Consider the following 20752-nt stretch of genomic DNA (forward strand, 5'->3'; position numbering starts at 1 on the left):
GCAGCGGGGCGTGCGCCGGTAGACTCGAGAGGACTTCCAAGGAGCCACACCCATGACTGACGCGCCCGCGCCGACCCCCGCATCCGCCGAGCTCGAAGACGATGTGTTCGAACAGAAGGCGGTTCGCCTCGCGAAGCGCGAGCGGCTGATCGAGAAGCGGATGGATGCCGGTGGCGGCGCGTTCCCCGTGTCGGTGCCGGTGACGCACAGCATCCCGGCGCTGCGCGCCGAGTACGGCGAGCTCGAAGCCGACACCGCGACCGGGGTCGTCGCCGGCGTCGCCGGTCGTGTGGTGTTCAGCCGCAACACGGGCAAGCTCTGCTTCGCGACGCTGCAGGCCGGCGACGGCTCGCGCATCCAGGCCATGGTGTCGCTGGCGAACGTGGGTGAGGAGTCGCTGGCCGACTGGAAGGCGCTCGTCGACCTCGGTGACCACGTCTTCGTGCGCGGCGAGGTGATCTCGAGCCGTCGCGGTGAGCTGTCGATCATGGCGGATGCCTGGCAGATCGCGTCGAAGGCGATCCTGCCGCTGCCGAACGCGTACTCGGAGCTCAGTGAGGAGGGCCGCGTGCGCAGCCGCTTCCTTGACCTCATCGTGCGCGACCAGGCCCGCACCACCGTGCGCGCCCGCGCGGCCGTGAACGCCAGCCTGCGTGCGACGTTCACCTCGCACGGGTTCCTCGAGGTCGAGACCCCGATGCTGCAGGTGCAGCACGGCGGAGCCTCGGCGCGCCCGTTCATCACCCACTCGAACGCGTTCGACACCGAGCTGTACCTGCGCATCGCTCCCGAGCTGTACCTCAAGCGCGCGGTCGTCGGCGGCATCGAGCGGGTCTACGAGATCAACCGCAACTTCCGCAATGAGGGCGCCGACTCGACGCACAGCCCCGAGTTCGCGATGCTCGAGGCGTACCAGGCGTACAGCGACTACAACGGCATCGCCGATCTCACCCAGGAGCTCGTCCAGAATGCGGCGATCGCGGTCGCCGGCTCCACGACGGTCACCTGGGCCGACGGCACCGAGTACGACCTCGGTGGGGAGTGGGATCGCATCTCGATGTACGGCTCGCTGTCGGCCGCCGCGGGGCGCGAGTTCACCCCCCAGGACGATGTGGAGGGTCTCATCGCGTTCGCCGAGGCGCACGGCGTCGACATCCCCCCGCACCCCACGCACGGCAAGCTGATCGAAGAGCTCTGGGAGCACTTCGTGAAGATCGATCTCACCCGCCCGACCTTCGTGATGGATTTCCCGGTCGACACCTCGCCTCTCGTGCGCGAGCACCGCTCGATCCCAGGCGTCGTCGAGAAGTGGGACCTGTACGTGCGCGGTTTCGAACTGGCCACCGGATACTCCGAGCTGGTCGACCCGGTCATCCAGCGCGAGCGCTTCATCGAGCAGGCGAAGCTCGCCGCCCGCGGTGACGTCGAGGCGATGCCCGTCGACGAGGAGTTCCTGCGCGCGCTCGAGCACGGCATGCCGCCGTCCGGCGGCATGGGCATGGGCATCGACCGCCTGCTGATGTCCATCACCGGCCTCGGCATCCGCGAGACCATCCTCTTCCCGCTGGTGAAGTGACCGGAGCCCGGGCATGACGCCGAACGTCGTCGACCTGCTGATCGCCGTGCTGCTGATCGCGTCGGTCGCGACAGGTCTCGGCGCGGGGCTGTTCGCCGTGCTCGGGTCGGTGTGCGGTCTGGTGCTCGGAGCGCTCGCCGCACCGTGGGTGCTGCCTCTCGTGGCGCGCGCCGTTCCCGAGAGCGGGCCGAGAGGGCCCCTGCTCGCGCTCACGGCCGTCGCGCTGCTCGTCGTGGGCGCGAGCATCGGGGCGGCGATCGGCCGTGTCGTGCGCCGGGGCGCCGACCGTCTGCGGCTGCGGCTGGCGGAGCGGCTGCTCGGCGGGCTCACCGGCCTGGCCGCCGCCGCCCTGGCGATCACGATGGTCGGCTCGGCGATCGCGTCGGCGGGTGTTCCCGTGCTGTCCGCCACCGTCGCGTCGTCGAGCGTGCTGCGCACCGTCGAGCGGTACATCCCGTCGCCTCTCGCGGAGGCGGCCGCCCGGCTCAACGCGTTCGCGTTCGGCGAGACGGTGCTTCCCACTCTCGAAGGGCTGCTGCAGCCCGGGCAGCTGGATGCCGCTCCCGAGGCGACGCCGATCGAGCTCGCCACACCCGAGCTCGAGCGCGCGGCCGGCTCTGTCGTGAAGGTCTCGGGCGCGGCGGACGGCTGCGGGGTCATCTCGACGGGAACCGGGTTCGTGATCGCCGAAGACCGGATCATGACCAACGCGCACGTCCTCGCCGGTGTGCAGGCCCCGATCGTGGAGGTGCCGGGCGAGCCGGCACGTGACGCCACCGTGGTGTACTTCGACCCGATCGACGACATCGCCGTGATCGCCGCCGACGTGCAGGCGCCGCCGCTCGGGCTGGCCGAGGCGCTGGCTCCAGGCCAGAGCGGTGCCGTCATGGGGTACCCGTTCGGCGGCCCGTTCCGCGTGACGGCCGCCGGAGTGGTCTCGTCGTCGAGCGCACCCGTGAGCGACATCTACGGCGACAGCACGGCTCCGCGCAGCGTCTACGCGCTGCGGGCGCAGGTCGAACCAGGCAACTCCGGCGGCCCGCTGCTCACCGCCGGAGGGCAGGTCGCCGGGATGGTGTTCGCGAAGGACGCCGCCACGCCGAACGTCGGCTACGCGATGACGAACGAGGAGCTGCTGCCCGTGCTCACCCAGCTCGGCACCGCCTCGGCGCCTGTGCCGGTCGGCGCCTGCATCCGCTGACCGACAGGCGGTCACGGCCGGCGCAGCGCCCACTCGGGCAGCATCGCCGCCGCGAGGATGCTCGAGATGAGCGACGCCATGCTGTGGCCGGGCTCGAGGCGCAGCGCTTCGTCGACGTACGCGCCCGCGTGCGACGAGCGGCCCATGGCCCACGCCAGCCACGCTGCGGCGGTGAGCGCCCCGGCCTTCGCGTGACGCGGTGCACGCGCGGCGGCCGAGCGCACCACCTGCAGCGCGCATCCGAGCCGGTCGAGATCCGGCCGCGGGCCGCGGCCCATGAACACCTCGCCGATGGCATCCGGCACCGTCGTGCGATCGCTCGAGAAGGCGAGCTGGGCGTCGAACGCGCGATACCCGAAGTCGAGGTCGGTGGCCCACTGCACGAGAATCGCGTCTCGCAGCGGCGGGCGGCTCAGGCACCACAGCAGCGCGGCGCAGGTGAACGGGTCGTCGTCGAGCGGCGAGTCGAGGAGATGCTCGACGAAGTGCGGCAGGTCGTCGAGCATCACCTCGGCGGCCACGATCGCGATGGGATTCCCGGTGCCGCCGTCTGTGCCGTGGGTTCTGTGCTCGATCGCGTCGCCGAGGTCGCGCAGGGCCCGACCCACGCTCTCGCGCTCGACGAGATCACTGCGCGGCAGCTCGGCGCCGGCGAGCTGATCGCCGCTCACGTCGCCGACGCCCGGCACGGCGGGAGCGGCGGGGATGTCGGCGAGCGGGCGGATCTGCGGGACGTCGTCGAGGTAGTCGCCCCAGCCGTGCGGGGTGACGCACAGCGCCTCGACCACCCGCAGCCCGGCACGGGCGCACACGTCGACGATCGCCTCGGCGACGGAGAGGTGCGGCAGCAGCAGGCCGTCGGGCACCTGCGCCGCCCCGTCGTCGGTGTAGGCGACCACGGCGACCGCGTCGGTGTCGGGCACCTGCAGCAGGGCGCGCAGCGCGACGTCGGCGAAGTCGTCGGGATCGACGTCGCCCGTCGGCAGGTCGATGCGCATCGCGCCCTGGGTGCGTGTGCCGCGGAAGGGCAGCATGACGATGCTGTTGCGCGGGGTGAAGCCGGCGAGCGCCGGTACGAGGCCGAGGAACTCGGCGGGATCTGTGGCGTGGATGATCGTGGTCATGAACGGGAGTGTGCTCGACGCGACGTACCACGCGATCGGCGGCTGGTGCGCTCTCCCCGGCTGCGGTGCACAGGTGCCGGCAGACGCCACGGGGTGGAGGAAGAATGCCCGCGCATGCGCCCCGGGCGGCCGGTTCACAGACGCGGGCGGTACGATTGGGATCGTGGAGAGTTTCTGGGTTGCCGTGGCGTGGTCACTTCTGCCGACCGTCGCCGTGAGCGTGGTCTTCGTGATCGTGCTCCGCGGCATCCTGCGTTTCGATCGCACGGAGCGCAAGGTGCACGCCCAGATCGAGGCCGAAGAGCGCGCTGCTCGCGGCCTGCCGCCGCGCGTCTGAGGCACCGGCTACGCTGAGCCGAGGCTATCGGCAGGGGAGGGTCTGTGCTCGACGTGAACAGCTGGCCCTGGTGGGCGGTGCTCGGCTACGTCATCATCGACCTCAGCGTCCGCGTCTTCGCGGTGATCGTCGTGCCCCGCAATCGCCGCCCCACCGCGGCGATGGCGTGGCTGCTGGCGATCTTCTTCATCCCCGTCCTCGGCATCCTCCTCTTCCTCCTGATCGGAAACCCGAAGCTGCCCCGGGTGCGCCGGCGCAAGCAGGAGCGGATCAACCAGTACATCGCCGACACCGCCAGCAATCTGCGTCTCGGCTCGCTGCGCCCGGACCCGCCGGAGTGGTTCCCGCCGCTGGTCACGATGAACCAGGCGATGGGCGCGCTGCCGCTCTCGGGTGACAACTCGGCGCATCTGATCAGCGACTACCAGACCTCGCTCGACGCCATGGCCGAGGCGATCCGCAGCGCCGAGGACTACGTGCACGTCGAGTTCTACATCCTGCAGGCGGACTCCTCGACCGACAACTTCTTCCGAGCCATGGAAGAGGCGGCGGCCCGCGGCATCCCGGTGCGGGTGCTGCTCGACTACTGGGCCAACCGGTGGAAGCCGAAGTACCGCGAGACCGTCCGGCGCCTCGAGAAGATGGGGGCCGACTGGCACCTGATGCTGCCCGTGCAGCCGTTGCGCGGCCGCATCCAGCGACCCGACCTGCGCAACCACCGCAAGCTCGTCGTCATCGACGGCACGGTCGGCTTCCTCGGTTCGCAGAACATCACCGACTCCTCGTACAACCTGCCCAAGAACATCCGTCTGGGTCTGCACTGGGTGGACCTCATGGTGCGCGTCGAGGGGCCGGTCGTCGCGAGCCTGAACGCCGTGTTCCTCAGCGACTACTACGCCGAGACCGACACCGTGCCCGAGGGCATCGACATCACGCGCATCGAGACCAGCCACGGCGACCTGGACTGCCAGATCGTGCCGTCGGGCCCGGGCTTCGAGGTCGAGAACAATCTGCGCCTGTTCCTCGGCCTGCTGTACGCCGCGCAGGAGCGGATCATGATCGTCAGCCCCTACTTCGTGCCCGATGAGGCGCTTCTCGCGGCCGTCACCTCGGCCGTGGACCGCGGCGTGCAGGTCGAGCTGTTCGTCTCCGAGCAGGGCGACCAGGCGATGGTCTACCACGCGCAGCGCAGCTACTACGAGGCGCTTCTGCGCGCCGGCATCCGCATCTGGATGTACCCGAAGCCGTACATTCTGCACACCAAGAGCCTCACGATCGACGATCAGGTCGCGGTGATCGGGTCGAGCAACATGGACATGCGCTCGTTCGGCCTGAACATGGAGGTGTCGATGCTCGTGCGCGGCGAGGAGTTCGTCGACGAGATGCGGGTCGTCGAAGACGACTACCGCTCACTCAGTCGCGAGCTGACGCTGGACGAGTGGATGCAGCAGCCGCTGCGCTCGACGGTGCTCGACAACCTCGCCCGGCTCACCTCCGCGCTGCAGTAGGGCGCGCTTCGGCATGACGTCGCTTTGGGACGATCATCTCCGCCGTGACACCATCAGGACATGAGACTTCTTCGCGCATCCTCCGCCGTCGCGGCGCTCGCCGCCGTCGCCCTGCTGGCCACGGCGTGCGCAGGAACCCCCGGTTCGGGCGCGCCGACGAGCTCCCGCACGCCGAGCGTGGGCTCGACCCCGCCGATCGCAGACGGTGTCAGCGAGGTCGAGGTGGCGTGGCTCGACGGCGGTCGCGCGATCGCGGTGCTGACCTGGGGCTCGTCGTCGTGCGCCCCGACGCTGGGCGATGTCGTGAAGGCCGAGCAGGGCATCCGGGTGACCCTCGCCGCGAGCGGCGAGAAGGCGTGCACCGACGACCTGGCACCGCGAGCGCTGATGGTTCCGGTGCCCGAGGGAGTCGATGTCACCTCGGACGTCGAGGTCGAGATCGTGCACGGACAGCGCACCGACACCGCCGACCTGCACGCTCTCGCCGAGGCGCCGCAGGGCCAGACCGAGTATCAGCCGTCGGCGAGCTGGTACGACGACGGCGGCATCGTGCTGCTGACGTGGGGATCGAGCTCGTGCCCGCCGGTGGTGAACGACGTTCAGACGACCGATGCCGGTGCGACCGTCACTCTGCAGGACATCGATCGCCCCTGCACGATGGATCTCGCCCCGCGCCTGACGCCCCTGTCGATCCCGGAAGCTCACGACGACGGCCCCTTCGAGCTGACCCTGGTCGGCGGAGGTCTCGACGGAAAGGTCGCCGTCGAGGGCTGACCGTCACCCGCGCTCAGAAACCGGACGTGTCGTGTCCGTCGGGCAGCACGATCGTGAGACCGCCGCGCTGCACGCGGCACACCATCCGCACCGCGACGCCCAGCTCGTCTCCGTCGAGTTCGATCGAGGTCGGCCCGATCATGGCGGCCTCGGCCTCGGCTCCGCGCAGGTAGCGGATCGACGCGTCCCTGCCGCGTCGCTCGAGCACCCGCCGTCCGGCGCGTGTGCGCCGCAGCACGGAGTTGTCCCACCACACCTTGCGCCAGATGCCCAGCCAGCCCAGCGGGCCCGTCGCCTGGATGAGCGCGATGTCCATCGCGCCGTCATCGAGCGAGGCGTCGGGCAGCAGAGCGATCCCCGCCGGCAGCGCACCGCAGTTGGCGAACAGCATGCTGTGCACCTTGGTCGAGTGCAGCCGGCCGTCGTCGACCTGATAGACCACGCGGAACGGCTTCGCGCCCCGAAGCGAGCGTGCGGCGCCGTCGAGATAGGCGACCCAGCCCACCGATCGCTTCAGATCGGCTCGCGTGTTGGCGATCATGTCGGCGTCGAGCCCCATCCCCGCGAGCACGACGAAGCCGTGCTCGGTGATGGTGCCGTCGGGCCGGTTCAGCCGAGCCCATCCCATGTCGACCGGGTAGGTGAACCCGGTGAAGACGGCCTGCATCACCTTCTCGATGTCGAGCAGCGGCAGGCCCAGGTTGCGGGCGAAGAGATTGCCCGTGCCGCCCGGAAGCACGGCGAACGGGATGCCCGTGCCGGCCATGCTCTCGGCGACGGCCCGGATCGTGCCGTCGCCACCTGCGGCGATGACGGCGGCGGCGCCTTCCTCGATCGCGGTGCGGGTGATGCCCTGGCCGGGATCCTCGATGCTCGTCTCGTAGAAGCGCGGGGGAGCCCACCCGTGCGCCCGGGAGAGCGAGAGGAGTCCGGAGCGCAGCCGCTCGACGTCCACCTTCACCGGGTTGAGCACGAGAGCCGCGTGCGCGTGATCGCTCCCGGATGCCGACATGCCGCCACTCTACGACCTGTGCGCGATGTGTCCTCGCCTCCGGAGCGCGTCGAACGCGCTCGATAGACTGGGCCCATGATCGATCTCGCCCTCCTCCGCGACGAGCCCGAGCTCGTGCGACGCTCACAGATCGCGCGCGGAAACGCGCCCGACACCGTCGACGCGGCGATCGAGGCCGACCGATCGCGCCGCGATGCGCTGAACGCCTTCGAGACGCTGCGTGCCGAGCAGAACGCCTTCGGCAAGACGGTCGCCAAGGCACCCAAGGATGAGAAGGCGGCACTGGTCGCCCAGGCCAAGGAACTCGCCGACCGCGTCAAAGCCGCACAGCAGGCGGCGAACGAGGCAGCGGATGCCGCAGCCGCAGCGCTCGAGCGCATCGAGAACGTCATCATCGACGGTGTTCCCGCCGGCGGCGAGGAGGACTTCGTCGAGCTGCGACGTGTCGGCGAGGTGCCCTCATACGACTTCGAGCCGCGCGACCACCTCGAACTCGGCGAGATGCTCGGCGCCATCGACATGGAACGCGGCGTGAAGGTGTCGGGCTCGCGCTTCTACTTCCTGACGGGCATCGGCGCCCGCCTCGAGATCGCGCTGATGAACCTCGCGCTCGACAAGGCGCTCGCGAACGGCTTCACGCCGATGATCGTGCCGACCCTCGTGCGGCCCGAGATCATGCGGGGAACCGGGTTCCTCGGCGAGCACGCCGACGAGGTCTACCACCTCGAGAAGGAGGACCTGTTCCTCGTCGGCACGAGCGAGGTTCCGCTCGCCGGATATCACAAGGACGAGATCCTCGATCTGAGCCAGGGGCCGCACCGGTACGCCGGCTGGTCGACCTGCTATCGCAGCGAAGCCGGCTCGTACGGCAAGGACACCCGCGGCATCATCCGCGTGCACCAGTTCAACAAGCTCGAGATGTTCGTCTACACCACTCCCGAAGACGCCGAGGCCGAGCACGATCGCCTCGTCGCCCTGCAGGAGGAGATGCTCACCGCTCTCGGCCTCGCGTACCGCGTGATCGACGTGGCCGCGGGCGACCTCGGTTCGAGCGCCGCACGCAAGTTCGACATCGAGGCGTGGGTGCCCACGCAGGGCGCGTTCCGCGAGCTCACCTCGACCTCGAACTGCACGACGTATCAGGCGCGCCGCCTCGACATCCGGTACCGCCCGGAGTCAGACGATGCGGCGCCGGCGAAGACGCGCACCGTGGCCACGCTGAACGGCACCCTGGCTACGACGCGCTGGATCGTCGCGATCCTCGAGACGCATCAGCAGGCCGACGGCTCGGTCACCGTGCCGGAGGTGCTGCGGCCGTATCTCGGCGGCATCGACGTGCTGCGACCCATCGGCTGGTCGGAGCAGCCGAGCGCCGCGCAGGGCACCGAGTGAGGTCGCGGGGCCTGGTCGGGCTCGACGTCGACGGCACCATCCTGCTGCAGGACGAGACGCTCAGCCCCGGGGTCGCCGAGGCGATCGCCGAGGTGCGCGATGCCGGGTACGAGGTCATGATCGCGACGGGACGCAGCTGGGGCGGCACCAAGAGGTACGTCGACGAGCTCGGGCTGACAGCCGACTACGTCGTGTGCTCGAACGGTGCGGTCGTGATGCGCCGTGCGGGCGAGGGATGGGAGCGCTGGCGCGTCGAGGTCTTCGATCCCGCTCCGGTGCTCGCGCTGCTGAGCGAGACCTTCCCCGAGGCGCGGTACATGGTCGAGCTCGGATCCGGTGAGCGGCTGTATACCGATGTGCTCGACGACTGGACCCTCGATGCCGGTCGTCGGGTCGAGTTCGCCGAGCTCAGGCAGCAGCCCGTGTCGCGCATCGTGGTGGTCTCTCCCGAGCACGATGAGGCCGACTTCCAGCGCATCGTCGCCGAGGTCGGACTGAACGAGGTCTCGTACGCGGTCGGCTGGACGGCCTGGCTCGACATCGCCCCGAAGGGCGTCGACAAGGGCACCGCACTCGAGCGCGTGCGTGAACAGCTCGGGGTGCGGCGCGAGAACGTGCTCGTGGCGGGCGACGGCCGCAACGATCTCGGCATGTTCGCGTGGGCCCTCGCCGGCGGCGGCCGGGCGGTGGCCATGGGGCAGGCGGTGGAGGAAGTGCAGGACGCCGCCGGGGAGCTCACCGGCGCCGTGGAGGACGGCGGTCTGGCCTCCGCCCTCCGCACGCTGCTCTGACCGCTGATCCCGACCGCCCCCCAGAAGATCCCCAGCCGGCCGCGCAACAATGAGTCGTCCTGATGGGCTTTGCTGAAACCGATAGACTCGACGACTGACCGTCCGGTGCGAACCGGTGTCGGGAGGGTTGTCCGAGCGGCCGATGGACCTGGTCTTGAAAACCAGTGGGCAGCAATGTCCCGTGGGTTCGAATCCCACACCCTCCGCTTCCTGTCGAAAGGCCACCCGAGTGAGCACGTCCGTCAAACGGCGCCAGCCCGTGGCGCGCCATGGTCAGCTGCGGTCGCCGAGTGCGGTGGGGCAGCTGCTCAAGATCGTCGGCGTCGTGCTCGCGGTCGTGCTCGTGAGCGGCGTGGGCGTCGCCGGATACGTGCTCAGCAGCTTCACGACGACGGTGAGCGCGAACGCGGTCGAGCTCGAGGACAGCAAGGAGCTTCCGCCGGACATCGGCGCGTACCCGGGCGGATTCGACATCCTCCTCGCCGGCGTCGACACGTGCGAAGAGAAGTACGCGCATCTGTTCGGCGCGCGCTGCACCGGCAAGGACTCCGGCGGAACGCTCAACGACGTCAACCTGCTCGTGCACGTCTCGGCCGAGCCGCGCCGCGTCACCGCCGTGAGCTTCCCCCGAGACCTGATGCTTCCCATCCCCGCCTGCACCGACGCGAACGGCCGCACCAACTCGGCCATGAGCAAGCAGCCGCTCAACGTCGCGTACGAGCACGGCGGAGAGGGCGGCGGGCTGAACTGCGTCGCCCAGACGATCTCGAAGCTCACCGGCGAAGACATCGAGTTCGCCGCGAAGGTCACCTTCGGCGGAGTGATCGAGATCACGGATGCCATCGGCGGCGTCGACGTGTGCCTCGCGAACCCCATCAAAGACAAGTACACCGGTCTCGACATGCCGGCCGGCACGCACACCATCCAGGGCATGCAGGCGCTGCAGTTCCTGCGCACCCGCCACGGCGTCGGCGACGGGTCGGACCTGGGCCGCATCGGCAATCAGCAGCAGTACATGTCGAGCCTCGCTCGCAAGATGATCAGCGGCGAGGTGCTGGGCAACGTGCCCACCATGCTGCGCCTCGCCGACACCGGACTCAACAACCTCGAGGCGTCGACCTCGCTGGCCGACCCGATGAAGATCGTGCAGATCGCGCTGGCCGTGAAGAGCGTGCCGTTCGAGGACATCGTCTTCGTGCAGTACCCGACCGCGACCGACCCCAGCGACCCCAACAAGGTCGTGCCGGACAAGCAGGCGGCCACCGCGCTGTGGGATGCGATCGCCGCCAACAAGCAGCTGCAGATCACGCACGAGAACACGACGGACGACGGCGTGGTCGTGCAGCAGCCGGAGGCTCCCGCGGCTCCGGAGACCGCCGCACCCGACCCGGCCGCGACCGAGGCACCGGTGCCCGACGACGTCGCCCAGCTGCCCAGCTCGATCAAGGGCAACTCGGCCGCGGTGCAGACCTGCTCGAACGGCAACGTGCGCCGCTGATCGCGAGCCCGCTCGCCAGGCGGATGGGGCGCACCGCGGTCGGTAGGATCGTCAGGTGACCACCCTCTCCATCGCTCGCCGCGGCGAGGGCGGCTACGCGCAGTACCGCATTCCCGCGCTCGCCGTGACCGCCCGCGGAACTCTGCTCGCCGCCTACGACGGCCGTCCGAACCTCGACGACCTGCCCAGCCCGATCGACCTGCTGGTGCGGCGCAGCGCTGACAACGGCGTGACGTGGGGGCCGCAGCAAGTCGTGCGCACCGGCACCGGGCTGCAGGGCTTCGGCGACCCGTCGCTGCTGGTCGACACCGAGACCGAGCGCATCTTCATGTTCCACGCCGCCGGCACGCGGGCCGGCTTCTTCGAAGCCGTCGAGGGCACCGAGCCCGTCGACGAGGTGCAGCACGTCGACGTGTCGGTGTCGGACGACGACGGACTCACCTGGACGCACCGGCGCCTCACCGCGCAGCTCAAGCGGCCGGGCATCACGGGCATCTTCGCCGCATCCGGCACGGGCGTGCGCGTCGACGAGGGCCGGTACGCTGGGCGTCTCGTGCAGCCCATGGTGCTGCTGGACGGCGGTGAGATCACCGCGGCCGCCGCGTACAGCGATGATCACGGCGACACCTGGACGCTGGGAGCCGCCGTGGGCGGAGGCACGAACGAGTCGTCGATCGCGGCGCTGCTCGACGGGTCGCTGCTGCTGCACTCCCGAGGCACGCCGCACCGGCTGGCGTCGCGCTCGACCGACGGCGGCGCGACGTGGAGCGCTGTCGAGCAGGTCGCCGGTCTGCCCGACCCCAGCGACAACGGGTCGCTGCTCGCCCTCACGGACGCGTCCTCAGCGCCCGGAGCGCTGCTCGTCACCTCGAACCTCGACCCCGAGATGCGCCGCAACACCGCGGTGAGCCTGTCGTTCGACGGTGGGGCGACCTGGCCGCATCAGCACGTGATCTGCGAAGGCAGCTCGGGTTACTCGTGCGCGGCCGCCCTGCCTCACGGCCGCATCGGCGTGCTGTACGAGCGTGAGGGATACTCCGAGATCGTCTTCACCACCGTGAGCCTGCCGCAGATCCAGGACGCCGGCCCGATCGACCCCGAAGCCGCCCGGGTCGGTGCACCGCCCGTGCCCGCCCTCGAGGTCATCCTGCGTTCGATCACGCCCGGACTGCCCGACGAGTGGGTGCACGTCGGCGAATATCACGTCTATCCCCTCGACGCCGGAGACGTCGCCGCGAGTGCGTGGAAGGAGGTCGGCCAGGCCTACGGGGCGGCCGGGGGCATGATCCTCGGCACCCGCGAGGCGCAGCTGCGCAACTACGGGCCTCCGCGACCGGGGCTGCGCGCAGGGGACATCCTCGCCTTCCACGTGCGCGTGCGCGTGCCCGAGGGTGCGGGTGCACGCAACGTCGTGCTCGAGCATCCGGGCGGGAGCACCCCGCCGCAGGACATCCCCGCCGGCGGCCGGACGCTGTTCTCGGCGCCCTACCCCGCGCTCACCGTGACGGACGCCGACATCGCCGCGGGGGTCGTCACGGCGCAGTTCGCTGTGCCCGTACTCGGGCTCGCGTGTGAGCTGCGCTTCGACTGCGCGACGGGTCAGCCGATCGGCTGAACGCGTCGGCTCGATTCGTGGGAGCCTCGCAGAACCGTTATGATTGCAAGGCGCATCCGGTGCAAGCCGGATGCCTGGAGACGTCGCATAGTCAGGCCTAGTGCACCACCCTGCTAAGGTGGAGTCCTCGCAAGGGGACCGAGGGTTCAAATCCCTCCGTCTCCGCAAAACAAAACGAGCCCCGGACGAAGTCCAGGGCTCGTTTTGTTCACCGGCGACGGGTGGCACTTTTCCGCAGCGGGGGATCAAATCCCCTCTGTCTCCGGTGAAGAATCGCTGGTCGTCAGCTGCTGCCTCCGCTCATGGCGTCGCCGAGGCGGTTGACGAGGACGGAGAGGGCGTCGGCGGCCCGCTGCTCTTCTGTGCGTCTGTTGGGCGCTGCGCCGGGGAGGAAACTGCGCATGTCGTCGGCGTGCAGCTCCGCCGTGACCCTCCCGAGCGCGTGCACGAGCGCCGCGCCGCTGTCGCCCGCCAACACTCCTTCGACCCTGATCATGCCGTCGACTTCTTCGGAACTCTCCATGAGGGCCCTCAGTGCTTCGAGGAGCAACCCGGCTGGTTCGCCTTCTACGAGGACATCAGTGTTCGTCATGACGCGACGCTACGTCGCGCCACCGACATTCCTGCATGCTCGCGCGACGCGCAACGCTCAGACGTGTATCGCCTCGGTCACCACGTCTTCGATCGCCCGCAGCGACTCGATTCCGGCGCGCGCGCTGGCCGCGTGCTCGTAGCCGAGCTCGGCCAGGCGCACGGAGATGTTGCGAGCGACGAGGGGCAGCGCGTGGTCTCGAAGCTGCTCGGCGACGACGTCGGCGAAGCCTGGAAGCGCGCGCGGGATCTCGCCGCTGAGCACCACAATCTCGGGGTCGATCATGTGGCAGGCGTTGATCAGCACCCGGCCCAGCACGGTCGCGGCCCGGCGGGTGATCGCCGCCACCGCAGGGTCGCCCTCGCGTGCGAGAGCGACGAACTCCTCCCAGTCGGGAGTCCGGCCGGTGCCGGTGCCGGCGTCGCGCAGCATCGCCGGGACGGATGCGTACTGCATCAGGCATCCGGAGTTGCCACAGGTGCACAGCGGGCCGTTCCAGTCGTAGATGGTGTGACCGAGCTCGCCCGATCCGCCCCTGGCACCGGTCTGGATCTGACCCTTGATCATGTGCCCCGAGGTGACGCCGTGACTGACCTCGACGTACAGCACGTTGTCGTGGCCGCGCCCCGCGCCCCACAGGTATTCCGCGAGACCCTCGAGGCGGGCGGTGTTCTCGGTGTGCACCGGCACGGCGAAGCGCTCGGTGAAGTACCGCTTGGGGTTCACGCCGTACCAGCGGCTCGAGGCGCGCTGAGCGTAGACCTCGCCGGATCGGGCATCCATCTGCGTGTCGACGGCGAGGTGCAGTGCGCGCAGGTCGGCCGGCTCGAGCCCGAGCTCCGCAAGCAGACGGCCGACGAGGTCGGCGCCGGCTGTGAGCCGGGCGTCGGCGGTGACGTCGATCAACTGGCCAAGTGTCAAACTCTTTAACACAGTGCCATCGAGAGTTGCGATGCTGGCAGTGCAGGTGTCGACGAGGAACATCACCGAGGCGAGCACGCCCAGCTTCGGCGTCGTGCCGATCAGGTTCTTGAGTGCGCCGGGTTCCGGATCGGTCTCTTCGATGAGTCCGTCGGAGCTCAGGCGATTGGCGAGGTTGGTCACCGTCGCGCGGGAGACGCCCAGTGTCCGGGCGAGGTCGGCGCGGTAGGCCGGCCCGTCGGCGACGAGTGTGCGCAGCAGTCGCTGCGCATTGGGGGTCAATGCTGTCACGCGAGGTCACTCCTTTGGCCTGGGCTGAGCGCACCGGTGCCGCCTGCCGCAGCGCCACGCTCGGTGCCAGTCTAATACTGTTCAGAATATTGACACTTTCGATTTCTGCAGGCATTCTTGGGGACGGCTCACAATCTCAACGCCGAGACCCTACACAGCGCTCCACACCGGCAGTGAGCCTCACGGAGCACGATTCCATCGGAGGGATCATGAAGTTTCGCAGAATCCTGGCAGGTGCGGCAGCAGCGTCGACCGTCCTCGCACTTGCCGCGTGCAGCTCCGAGGCCGGAGACGCCGCCACCACCGACGAGGCTGAGACCGGCACCGTCCGCATGTGGGTCATGGAGGGTTCGCTCTCCGAGGAATCGCAGCAGTACCTCGCCGACGAGTTCGCGAAGGAGAACCCCGGCAGCGAGCTGAAGATCGAGGTGCAGCAGTGGGACGGCATCGTCTCCAAGCTGCAGACCTCCCTGGCATCCAAGAACGAGAGCCCCGACCTCGTCGAGATCGGCAACACGCAGACCACCACGTTCACCACGGTGGGCGCCTTCGCCGACGTCACCGACATGAAGAAGGCTCTCGGTGGCGACGACCTGATCGGCTCGTTCGTCGACGCCTCCACCGTCGACGGCAAGATCTACGCCTACCCGTTCTACGCCGGCGCCCGCGGTGTCTACTACCGCACCGACCTGTTCGAGAAGGCCGGCATCGAGGTGCCGAACACCATCGGCGACTTCACCGACGCGGTCATCGACCTGCAGGCGAAGAACCCCGACGCCGTCGAGGACTTCTCGGGCATGTACCTCGCCGCCGTCGACCCGCACGGCGTGGAGTCGTACCTCTTCGCCCAGGGCTTCGAGTACGCGAAGAAGGACGGCGACAAGTGGGTCGGCCAGGCCTCGTCGAAGGACTCGCTCGCGGCGCTGGAGAACCTCCAGAAGCTGTTCCAGAGCGGCACCACCTACGGTCTGGACTCGCAGGCCGGCCAGAAGTCGTTCGAGCGCTACTTCAACGAGAACAAGACCGGCGTGCTCATCGGCACCGGCAACATCGGCACCAAGATCGACCAGGCGCTGTGGGACGAGGACAAGGTCGGCGTGTTCGCCATCCCGTCCGAGAAGCCCGGCGTGCCCGGAGCCACCTTCGCGGGCGGCTCGAACATCGGTCTGGCGACCAACTCGCAGAACCCGGCGCTGGCCAAGAAGGCGCTGGAGACCGTCTTCAGCAAGGGCTTCCAGACGCGTCTGGCCGAGGAGGGCTGGGTGCCCGGCAACACCTCGTACGGCGACGCGGTCTCGGGCCCCTTCGTTGAGATTGCCGCCGAGATCGTCGCCAACTCCAAGCTGACCCCGAACAGCCCCGAGTGGGGCGTCGCGTTCGGCAGCACCCAGCTCAACGAGTTCTTCACGCGGATCGCCAAGGGCGAAGACGTCGCCGCCGTCGCTAAGGCGTTCGACGAGCAGCTCGACACCGCGCTGAACAAGTGACGACCGCTCCGCGAACCGAGGCGCACGCAAGAAGATGACACAGACGACAGACCGGCCCACTCGCGCGTCGAACCGACGCTCGCTGTGGAGCCAGCCCATGAGCCGCACGGTGCGCACCAAGCGCCGCGGGCTCGCGCCCTGGATGCTGCTCGCCCCCGCGAGCATCATGGTCCTGGTCGCTCTCGGATACCCCCTCATCCGGCAGCTGATCATGTCATTCCAGCACTTCGGGCTGGAACAGCAGTTCGGCAAACCCGCCGAGTGGGCCGGCCTGTCCAACTATCAGACCATCCTCACCGACCCGTACTTCTGGAGCGTGTTCCTGAAGTCGGTGCTGTTCTGCGCGGTCACCGCAGGCATGACGATGCTGCTCGGCATCGCCTTCGCCGTGCTGATGCTGCGCCTGAACACCCTGGTGCGAGCCATCTTCAACACGACCCTCATCGTCGTGTGGGCGATGCCCGCCCTCGCCTCCCTGACGGTGTGGCAGTGGCTGGTCGACCCGCGCTCGGGGCTGCTGAACTATTTCCTCACCTCGATCGGCCTGGAGGGCTTCAAGAACTTCCACTGGCTGGGTGAGAACTTCTGGACCTTTTACCTGATCGCCTCGGCGGTCATCGTCTGGGCATCCCTTCCCCTCGTCGCGATCACCATCTACGCCGCGCTGGCGCAGGTGCCCGGTGACGTGCTCGAGGCCGCCGAGATCGACGGCGCCTCCAGCTTCCAGCAGATCCGGCGCATCATGCTGCCGATGATCGCCCCCGTCATCTCGCTCATCGGGGTGCTGCAGGTGATCTGGGATCTGCGGGTCTTCACGCAGATCTACGTGCTGCAGCAGGCCGGCGGCATCGCCAGCGAGACCAACCTGCTCGGCACCTACGTGTACGAGACCGGCATCGCCAAGGGCGACTACGGCGTGGCATCTGCGCTGGCCATGGTCATCCTGCTGCTCACCCTGATCCTCACCGGCCGCTATCTGCAGATGCTCTACCGCCAGGGAGGCATGGACTGATGACCACCCAGCTCCTCACCACGCAGGACTTCGCCGCCACCGCACAGGCCGAGGCCAGGCGGACCCGGCGCGCGGCCAAGCGCAAGGCGTTCTTCGCCCACCCGCTCGCGAACGTCGGGGGCGTCCTGCTCGCCCTGCTCTGGCTCATCCCCGTGTACTGGATGGTCAACTCCGCCTTCCAGTCCGAGTCCGAGCTGATGTCGTGGCCGCCGCACCTGCTGCCGCAGGAGTTCACCTGGGACAACTTCTTCACCGCGTTCACGAACAAGAACTTCTGGCCCGCGCTGGGGGCGTCCCTCACCGCCGGAGTGCTGACCGTCGTGTTCGCGTCGGGCGGCGCGCTGCTGGCATCCTTCGCCCTCTCGCGCTTCCGCTTCCGCGGTCGCACGGCGATGATCATCGCGATCCTCGTCGTGCAGATGATCCCCGCCGAGGCGCTGTTCATCTCGCAGTACCGGATGCTCGACGGCTGGGGCCTGCTGAACTCCGTCCTCGGCCTGTCCATCCTCTACATAGGAACGATCGTGCCGTTCATCGCCTGGATGATGCGCGGCTTCGTCGACGGCGTCCCGATCGAGCTCGAAGAGGCGGCGATGGTCGACGGCTGCTCCCGCGTCGGCGCCTTCTGCCGGGTCACCCTGCCGCTGCTGGTGCCCGGGATCATCTCCACCTCGGTGTTCGGCTTCCTGTTCGCCTGGAACGAGTACACCCTCGCCCTGATCGTGCTCTCGAAGGACTCGTCGGTCACCCTCCCGATCTGGCTGCAGTCCTTCCAGCAGGGTCTGAAGGCCACCGACTGGGGTGGCGTGATGGCCGGCGCGACGCTGATCGCGGTACCGGTGATCATCATCTTCGTGCTCGTGCAGAACAAGATCTCGAAGGGCATGGTCGCGGGGGCGGTCAAGGGATGAGTCTGCACAATCTCCCCGAGGTCGGCGTCGGTCCCGTCCCCGGGCGCTCCGCCCGTGCCGAGTGGCGGGGACTGCTGATCGACTCGGCGCGCACCTGCTACCCGGTGGCCGTGATCAAGCGCGTCATCGAACTGGCCGCCCGGTACGGTTTTAATCGACTGCACTGGCACCTCACCGACGACCAGGGATGGCGCTTCGAGGTGCCCGAGTACCCGTTGCTCACAGCCGACGCGGCCTTCCTCCCGCGTGGACGATTCGACGACTACGACTCGCTGCTCGGCGACACCCGTGAGCGCGCGATCGCCGAGCAGGACGAGAAGTGGACGAACGGCTTCTATTCCGACGCCGAGATCGCCGAGGTCGTCGCCCACGCCGAAGAACACGGTGTGGTGATCGTGCCCGAGGTCGACGTGCCGGGCCACATGATGGCCGCCATCGGCGTGTACCCCCATCTGGGGCGGCCCGCAGAGCTGCCGCTGCCTGAAGGCTCGATGCGCGAGCACATGTGGTGGCCCGCACGTAACGACCTGCTCTGGCCGACCGACGAGGCAAGCGACTTCGTGGCTGCGATCATGCGGCGCATCGCGCAGCTCTTCCCCGGTCCGTACGTGCACATCGGGGGCGACGAGTGCGCCTTCCAGCAGTGGGCGTCGGATCCGGACATCGGGGAGTGGATGCGACTGCGGGGCGTCTCGCGGGTCGAGCAGCTGCAGAACTGGTTCATGGACATCGCCGCCGGGGTGCTGCGTGAGAACGGCAAGCGGGTCGCCGTGTGGGACGAGGCGTGCGAGATCTGGGGCGACCAGGACGCGCTCGTCGTGGCATGGGATGAGTCGCGCGGCATGCAGCGCATCGCTGCGGCCGGACAGCGCTTCGTGTTCGCCGACGCGCGCACCCTGTATCTGAACCGCATCGACCCTGACGCCGAGCCATCGCAGAAGGGCATGGTGCCCGGGATCTCGGTCACCGACATCCTCACCGCGCCGTGGGACGAGGCGCAGAACCCGCGCTGCATCGGCGTGCAGGCGGGCGTGTGGTCGGAGTTCGTGCTCGACGGCAACGACCTGATGTCGATGCTCTTCCCGCGGCTGCTGGCGGTCGCCGAGCGGCTGTGGAACCCCGACCTCGACCCGGCGGATGCCGGTGCTCGCATCGCGCAGGAACACGCTGCGCTCCGATCAGCGGGAGCCCTGGACGCTCTCGCGGAGGAGAGGACGCCATGACCACCGCACACAAGCGCCCCAACATCGTCATGATCCTCACCGACGACCACGCCAGTCACGCGATCGGGGCGTACGGGTCGATCGTCAACGAGACGCCCCGGATCGATGAGATCGCGGCGGCCGGGCGCCGGATCGATCACTGCTACTGCACGAACTCGCTATGCACGCCCAGCCGGGCGAGCATCCTCACCGGCACGTACGGCCACGTCAACGGCGTGACGACGCTGGTCACGCCGATCGACGCGAGCCAGCCGACCTTCGTCTCGCTGCTGCGGGATGCTGGCTACCGTACGGGCATCGTCGGCAAGTGGCACATGGGCGAGGGTGAGGGCCACAACCCGCAGGGCTTCGACTACTGGGCGGTGCTGCGTGATCAGGGCGAGTACTTCGACCCGCAGATCCTCACCGAGGACGGCGTGCACATCGAGAAGGGCTACGCGACCGACATCATCACGGACCTGTCGCTGCGCTGGATCGAGTCGCTGGAAGGCGACGAGCCGTGGTGCCTGCTCATCCACCACAAGGCCCCGCACCGCTCGTGGGAGCCCGACGAGGCGCACGCCGACATGTACAGCGACCCCATCCCGGTGCCCGCCACGTTCGACGACGACTACGCCGGTCGGTCCGCGGCAGCCAAGCACGCGACCATGCGCATCGCCGAGCATCTGACCATGCAGGACCTCAAGGCCGCCCCGCCGGAAGACCTCGCTCCCCACGAGCTGGCGCTGTGGAAGTACCAGCGCTACATGGAGGACTACCTGCGCTGCGTGGCATCCGTCGACGACAACGTCGGCCGGGTCATCGACTTCCTGCGCGACCGCGGCGAGTTCGACAACACGCTCATGGCGTACAGCTCCGACCAGGGGTTCTTCCTCGGCGATCACGGCTGGTTCGATAAGCGGTTCATGTACGAGGAATCGATCAGGATGCCGCTGCTGATCTCGTGGCCGGATCGGATCGCCCCCGGCGAGCCGATGCGCCAGATCGTGACGAACGTCGACTTCGCGCAGACGTTCCTCGACGCAGCCGGCGTCGAACCGCATGAGCGCATGCAGGGGATGAGCTTCCTGCCGCAGCTCACCGAACAGCCCGACAAGCCCACGCGCGACGGGTTCTACTACCGGTACTACGAGAACGACGACGAGAACCATCACGTGCTCGCGCACTACGGCATCCGCACCGAGCGCTACAAGCTCATCTACTTCTACAGCGACGGCATGGGCCTGCCGGGCACGTCTCCGTTCACGTACGTGCCGGAGTGGGAGCTGTACGACATGCACACCGATCCCGATGAGCTGGTGAACGTGTATCACGATCCCGATTACCGCGAGATCCGTGAGCAGCTGAAGGTGAAGCTGTGGAAGCTGCAGGCCTCACTCGGCGACGAGCCGCACCCCGCGCAGCCCGCCCCGGAGCTGGTCCCTACCACTCACGAGGACGACAGGCCAGGGTCTCCCGGCCGCGACGCCGTGCGACCATCATCCTGA

The 20752-nt window shown here is 68.8% G+C and carries 18 protein-coding genes and 2 tRNA genes; 16 read left to right on the forward strand and 4 right to left on the reverse strand.

Features of this window, described 5'->3' with window-relative positions; translation table 11 throughout:
- Positions 1-52 precede the first annotated feature (52 nt).
- The gene (lysS, locus tag ACWIDW_RS09065; protein ID WP_454124653.1) at positions 53-1576 is read left to right on the forward strand and encodes a lysine--tRNA ligase; all 1524 of its coding nucleotides are present in this window, start codon (positions 53-55) and stop codon (positions 1574-1576) included.
- Between the two features lie 13 nt (positions 1577-1589).
- The gene (locus ACWIDW_RS09070) at positions 1590-2777 is read left to right on the forward strand and encodes a MarP family serine protease (protein WP_454124655.1); all 1188 of its coding nucleotides are present in this window, start codon (positions 1590-1592) and stop codon (positions 2775-2777) included.
- Positions 2778-2788: 11 nt separating this feature from the next.
- Here ACWIDW_RS09070 and ACWIDW_RS09075 read toward each other — a convergent pair whose 3' ends face one another.
- Positions 2789-3901, reverse strand: coding sequence for a DUF4192 family protein (locus tag ACWIDW_RS09075; protein WP_454124656.1), 1113 nt, complete (start codon positions 3899-3901; stop codon positions 2789-2791).
- A gap of 163 nt (positions 3902-4064) precedes the next feature.
- On the opposite strand from ACWIDW_RS09075, the gene ACWIDW_RS09080 reads away from it, so the two are divergent.
- Genes ACWIDW_RS09080 through ACWIDW_RS09090 form a run of 3 tightly spaced genes read left to right on the forward strand, consistent with a single transcriptional unit; the run spans position 4065 to position 6520 of the window.
- Complete coding sequence (locus ACWIDW_RS09080) at positions 4065-4238, forward strand: hypothetical protein (RefSeq protein ID WP_452322401.1); 174 nt, start codon at positions 4065-4067, stop codon at positions 4236-4238.
- 53 nt (positions 4239-4291) lie between these two features.
- Positions 4292-5746, forward strand: coding sequence for a cardiolipin synthase (gene cls, locus ACWIDW_RS09085; RefSeq protein ID WP_454124658.1), 1455 nt, complete (start codon positions 4292-4294; stop codon positions 5744-5746).
- Between the two features lie 60 nt (positions 5747-5806).
- A complete protein-coding gene (locus ACWIDW_RS09090; protein ID WP_454124660.1) occupies positions 5807-6520 on the forward strand; it encodes a hypothetical protein in 714 nt (237 codons plus the stop codon).
- Positions 6521-6533: 13 nt separating this feature from the next.
- On the opposite strand, the gene ACWIDW_RS09095 is transcribed toward ACWIDW_RS09090, so the two are convergent.
- Positions 6534-7532, reverse strand: a complete 999-nt coding sequence (locus ACWIDW_RS09095; RefSeq protein WP_454124661.1) for a diacylglycerol/lipid kinase family protein — start codon at positions 7530-7532, stop codon at positions 6534-6536.
- Between the two features lie 75 nt (positions 7533-7607).
- On the opposite strand from ACWIDW_RS09095, the gene serS reads away from it, so the two are divergent.
- The 6 genes from serS to ACWIDW_RS09125 all read left to right on the forward strand — a co-directional run bounded on the left by serS (position 7608) and on the right by ACWIDW_RS09125 (position 12993).
- The gene (serS, locus tag ACWIDW_RS09100; protein ID WP_454124663.1) at positions 7608-8924 is read left to right on the forward strand and encodes a serine--tRNA ligase; all 1317 of its coding nucleotides are present in this window, start codon (positions 7608-7610) and stop codon (positions 8922-8924) included.
- On the forward strand, positions 8921-9715 hold the full coding sequence (locus tag ACWIDW_RS09105; RefSeq protein WP_454124665.1) for an HAD family hydrolase: 795 nt from the start codon (positions 8921-8923) through the stop codon (positions 9713-9715). Before serS ends, ACWIDW_RS09105 begins: the two co-directional genes overlap by 4 nt.
- A 121-nt stretch (positions 9716-9836) precedes the next feature.
- A tRNA-Ser gene (locus tag ACWIDW_RS09110) sits at positions 9837-9921 on the forward strand.
- 23 nt (positions 9922-9944) lie between these two features.
- On the forward strand, positions 9945-11213 hold the full coding sequence (locus ACWIDW_RS09115; protein WP_454124667.1) for an LCP family protein: 1269 nt from the start codon (positions 9945-9947) through the stop codon (positions 11211-11213).
- Positions 11214-11268: 55 nt separating this feature from the next.
- Complete coding sequence (locus ACWIDW_RS09120; RefSeq protein ID WP_454124669.1) at positions 11269-12828, forward strand: sialidase family protein; 1560 nt, start codon at positions 11269-11271, stop codon at positions 12826-12828.
- A 76-nt stretch (positions 12829-12904) separates the two neighbouring features.
- Positions 12905-12993: transfer RNA gene (locus ACWIDW_RS09125), tRNA-Ser, on the forward strand.
- Positions 12994-13111: 118 nt separating this feature from the next.
- Here ACWIDW_RS09125 and ACWIDW_RS09130 read toward each other — a convergent pair.
- On the reverse strand, positions 13112-13420 hold the full coding sequence (locus ACWIDW_RS09130) for a DUF222 domain-containing protein (RefSeq protein WP_313355249.1): 309 nt from the start codon (positions 13418-13420) through the stop codon (positions 13112-13114).
- Between the two features lie 57 nt (positions 13421-13477).
- On the reverse strand, positions 13478-14632 hold the full coding sequence (locus ACWIDW_RS09135; RefSeq protein WP_454124671.1) for an ROK family protein: 1155 nt from the start codon (positions 14630-14632) through the stop codon (positions 13478-13480).
- A 209-nt stretch (positions 14633-14841) separates the two neighbouring features.
- Here ACWIDW_RS09135 and ACWIDW_RS09140 point away from each other — a divergent pair, with 209 nt between their 5' ends.
- From ACWIDW_RS09140 to ACWIDW_RS09160, 5 genes are read left to right on the forward strand one after another with little or no spacing between them, the layout of a single operon-like run.
- Positions 14842-16119 carry an extracellular solute-binding protein gene (locus tag ACWIDW_RS09140; RefSeq protein ID WP_454124673.1) on the forward strand — a complete coding sequence of 426 codons (1278 nt, stop codon included), beginning with the start codon at positions 14842-14844 and terminating at the stop codon, positions 16117-16119.
- A 34-nt stretch (positions 16120-16153) separates the two neighbouring features.
- Positions 16154-17131 (forward strand): carbohydrate ABC transporter permease, encoded by a 978-nt coding sequence (locus ACWIDW_RS09145; protein WP_454124674.1) that lies wholly within the window; start codon positions 16154-16156, stop codon positions 17129-17131.
- Positions 17131-18042 carry a carbohydrate ABC transporter permease gene (locus tag ACWIDW_RS09150; RefSeq protein ID WP_454124676.1) on the forward strand — a complete coding sequence of 304 codons (912 nt, stop codon included), beginning with the start codon at positions 17131-17133 and terminating at the stop codon, positions 18040-18042. The genes ACWIDW_RS09145 and ACWIDW_RS09150 overlap by 1 nt, the downstream gene beginning before the upstream one ends.
- Positions 18039-19265, forward strand: coding sequence for a family 20 glycosylhydrolase (locus ACWIDW_RS09155; RefSeq protein ID WP_454124678.1), 1227 nt, complete (start codon positions 18039-18041; stop codon positions 19263-19265). Before ACWIDW_RS09150 ends, ACWIDW_RS09155 begins: the two co-directional genes overlap by 4 nt.
- Positions 19262-20752, forward strand: coding sequence for a sulfatase family protein (locus tag ACWIDW_RS09160; protein ID WP_454124679.1), 1491 nt, complete (start codon positions 19262-19264; stop codon positions 20750-20752). Before ACWIDW_RS09155 ends, ACWIDW_RS09160 begins: the two co-directional genes overlap by 4 nt.

Source organism: Microbacterium sp. NPDC055312 (assembly GCF_053645675.1).

What these genes read in the sequence shown, in the direction of transcription:
- ACWIDW_RS09070 (WP_454124655.1), top strand. Translation starts at nt 1,590, where the DNA reads ATGACGCCGAACGTCGTCGACCTGCTGATCGCCGTGCTGCTGATCGCG.
- ACWIDW_RS09095 (WP_454124661.1), bottom strand. Translation starts at nt 7,532, where the DNA reads ATGTCGGCATCCGGGAGCGATCACGCGCACGCGGCTCTCGTGCTCAAC.
- ACWIDW_RS09155 (WP_454124678.1), top strand. Translation starts at nt 18,039, where the DNA reads ATGAGTCTGCACAATCTCCCCGAGGTCGGCGTCGGTCCCGTCCCCGGG.
- ACWIDW_RS09150 (WP_454124676.1), top strand. Translation starts at nt 17,131, where the DNA reads ATGACCACCCAGCTCCTCACCACGCAGGACTTCGCCGCCACCGCACAG.
- ACWIDW_RS09140 (WP_454124673.1), top strand. Translation starts at nt 14,842, where the DNA reads ATGAAGTTTCGCAGAATCCTGGCAGGTGCGGCAGCAGCGTCGACCGTC.
- ACWIDW_RS09145 (WP_454124674.1), top strand. Translation starts at nt 16,154, where the DNA reads ATGACACAGACGACAGACCGGCCCACTCGCGCGTCGAACCGACGCTCG.
- ACWIDW_RS09090 (WP_454124660.1), top strand. Translation starts at nt 5,807, where the DNA reads ATGAGACTTCTTCGCGCATCCTCCGCCGTCGCGGCGCTCGCCGCCGTC.
- ACWIDW_RS09075 (WP_454124656.1), bottom strand. Translation starts at nt 3,901, where the DNA reads ATGACCACGATCATCCACGCCACAGATCCCGCCGAGTTCCTCGGCCTC.
- lysS (WP_454124653.1), top strand. Translation starts at nt 53, where the DNA reads ATGACTGACGCGCCCGCGCCGACCCCCGCATCCGCCGAGCTCGAAGAC.
- serS (WP_454124663.1), top strand. Translation starts at nt 7,608, where the DNA reads ATGATCGATCTCGCCCTCCTCCGCGACGAGCCCGAGCTCGTGCGACGC.
- ACWIDW_RS09130 (WP_313355249.1), bottom strand. Translation starts at nt 13,420, where the DNA reads ATGACGAACACTGATGTCCTCGTAGAAGGCGAACCAGCCGGGTTGCTC.
- ACWIDW_RS09160 (WP_454124679.1), top strand. Translation starts at nt 19,262, where the DNA reads ATGACCACCGCACACAAGCGCCCCAACATCGTCATGATCCTCACCGAC.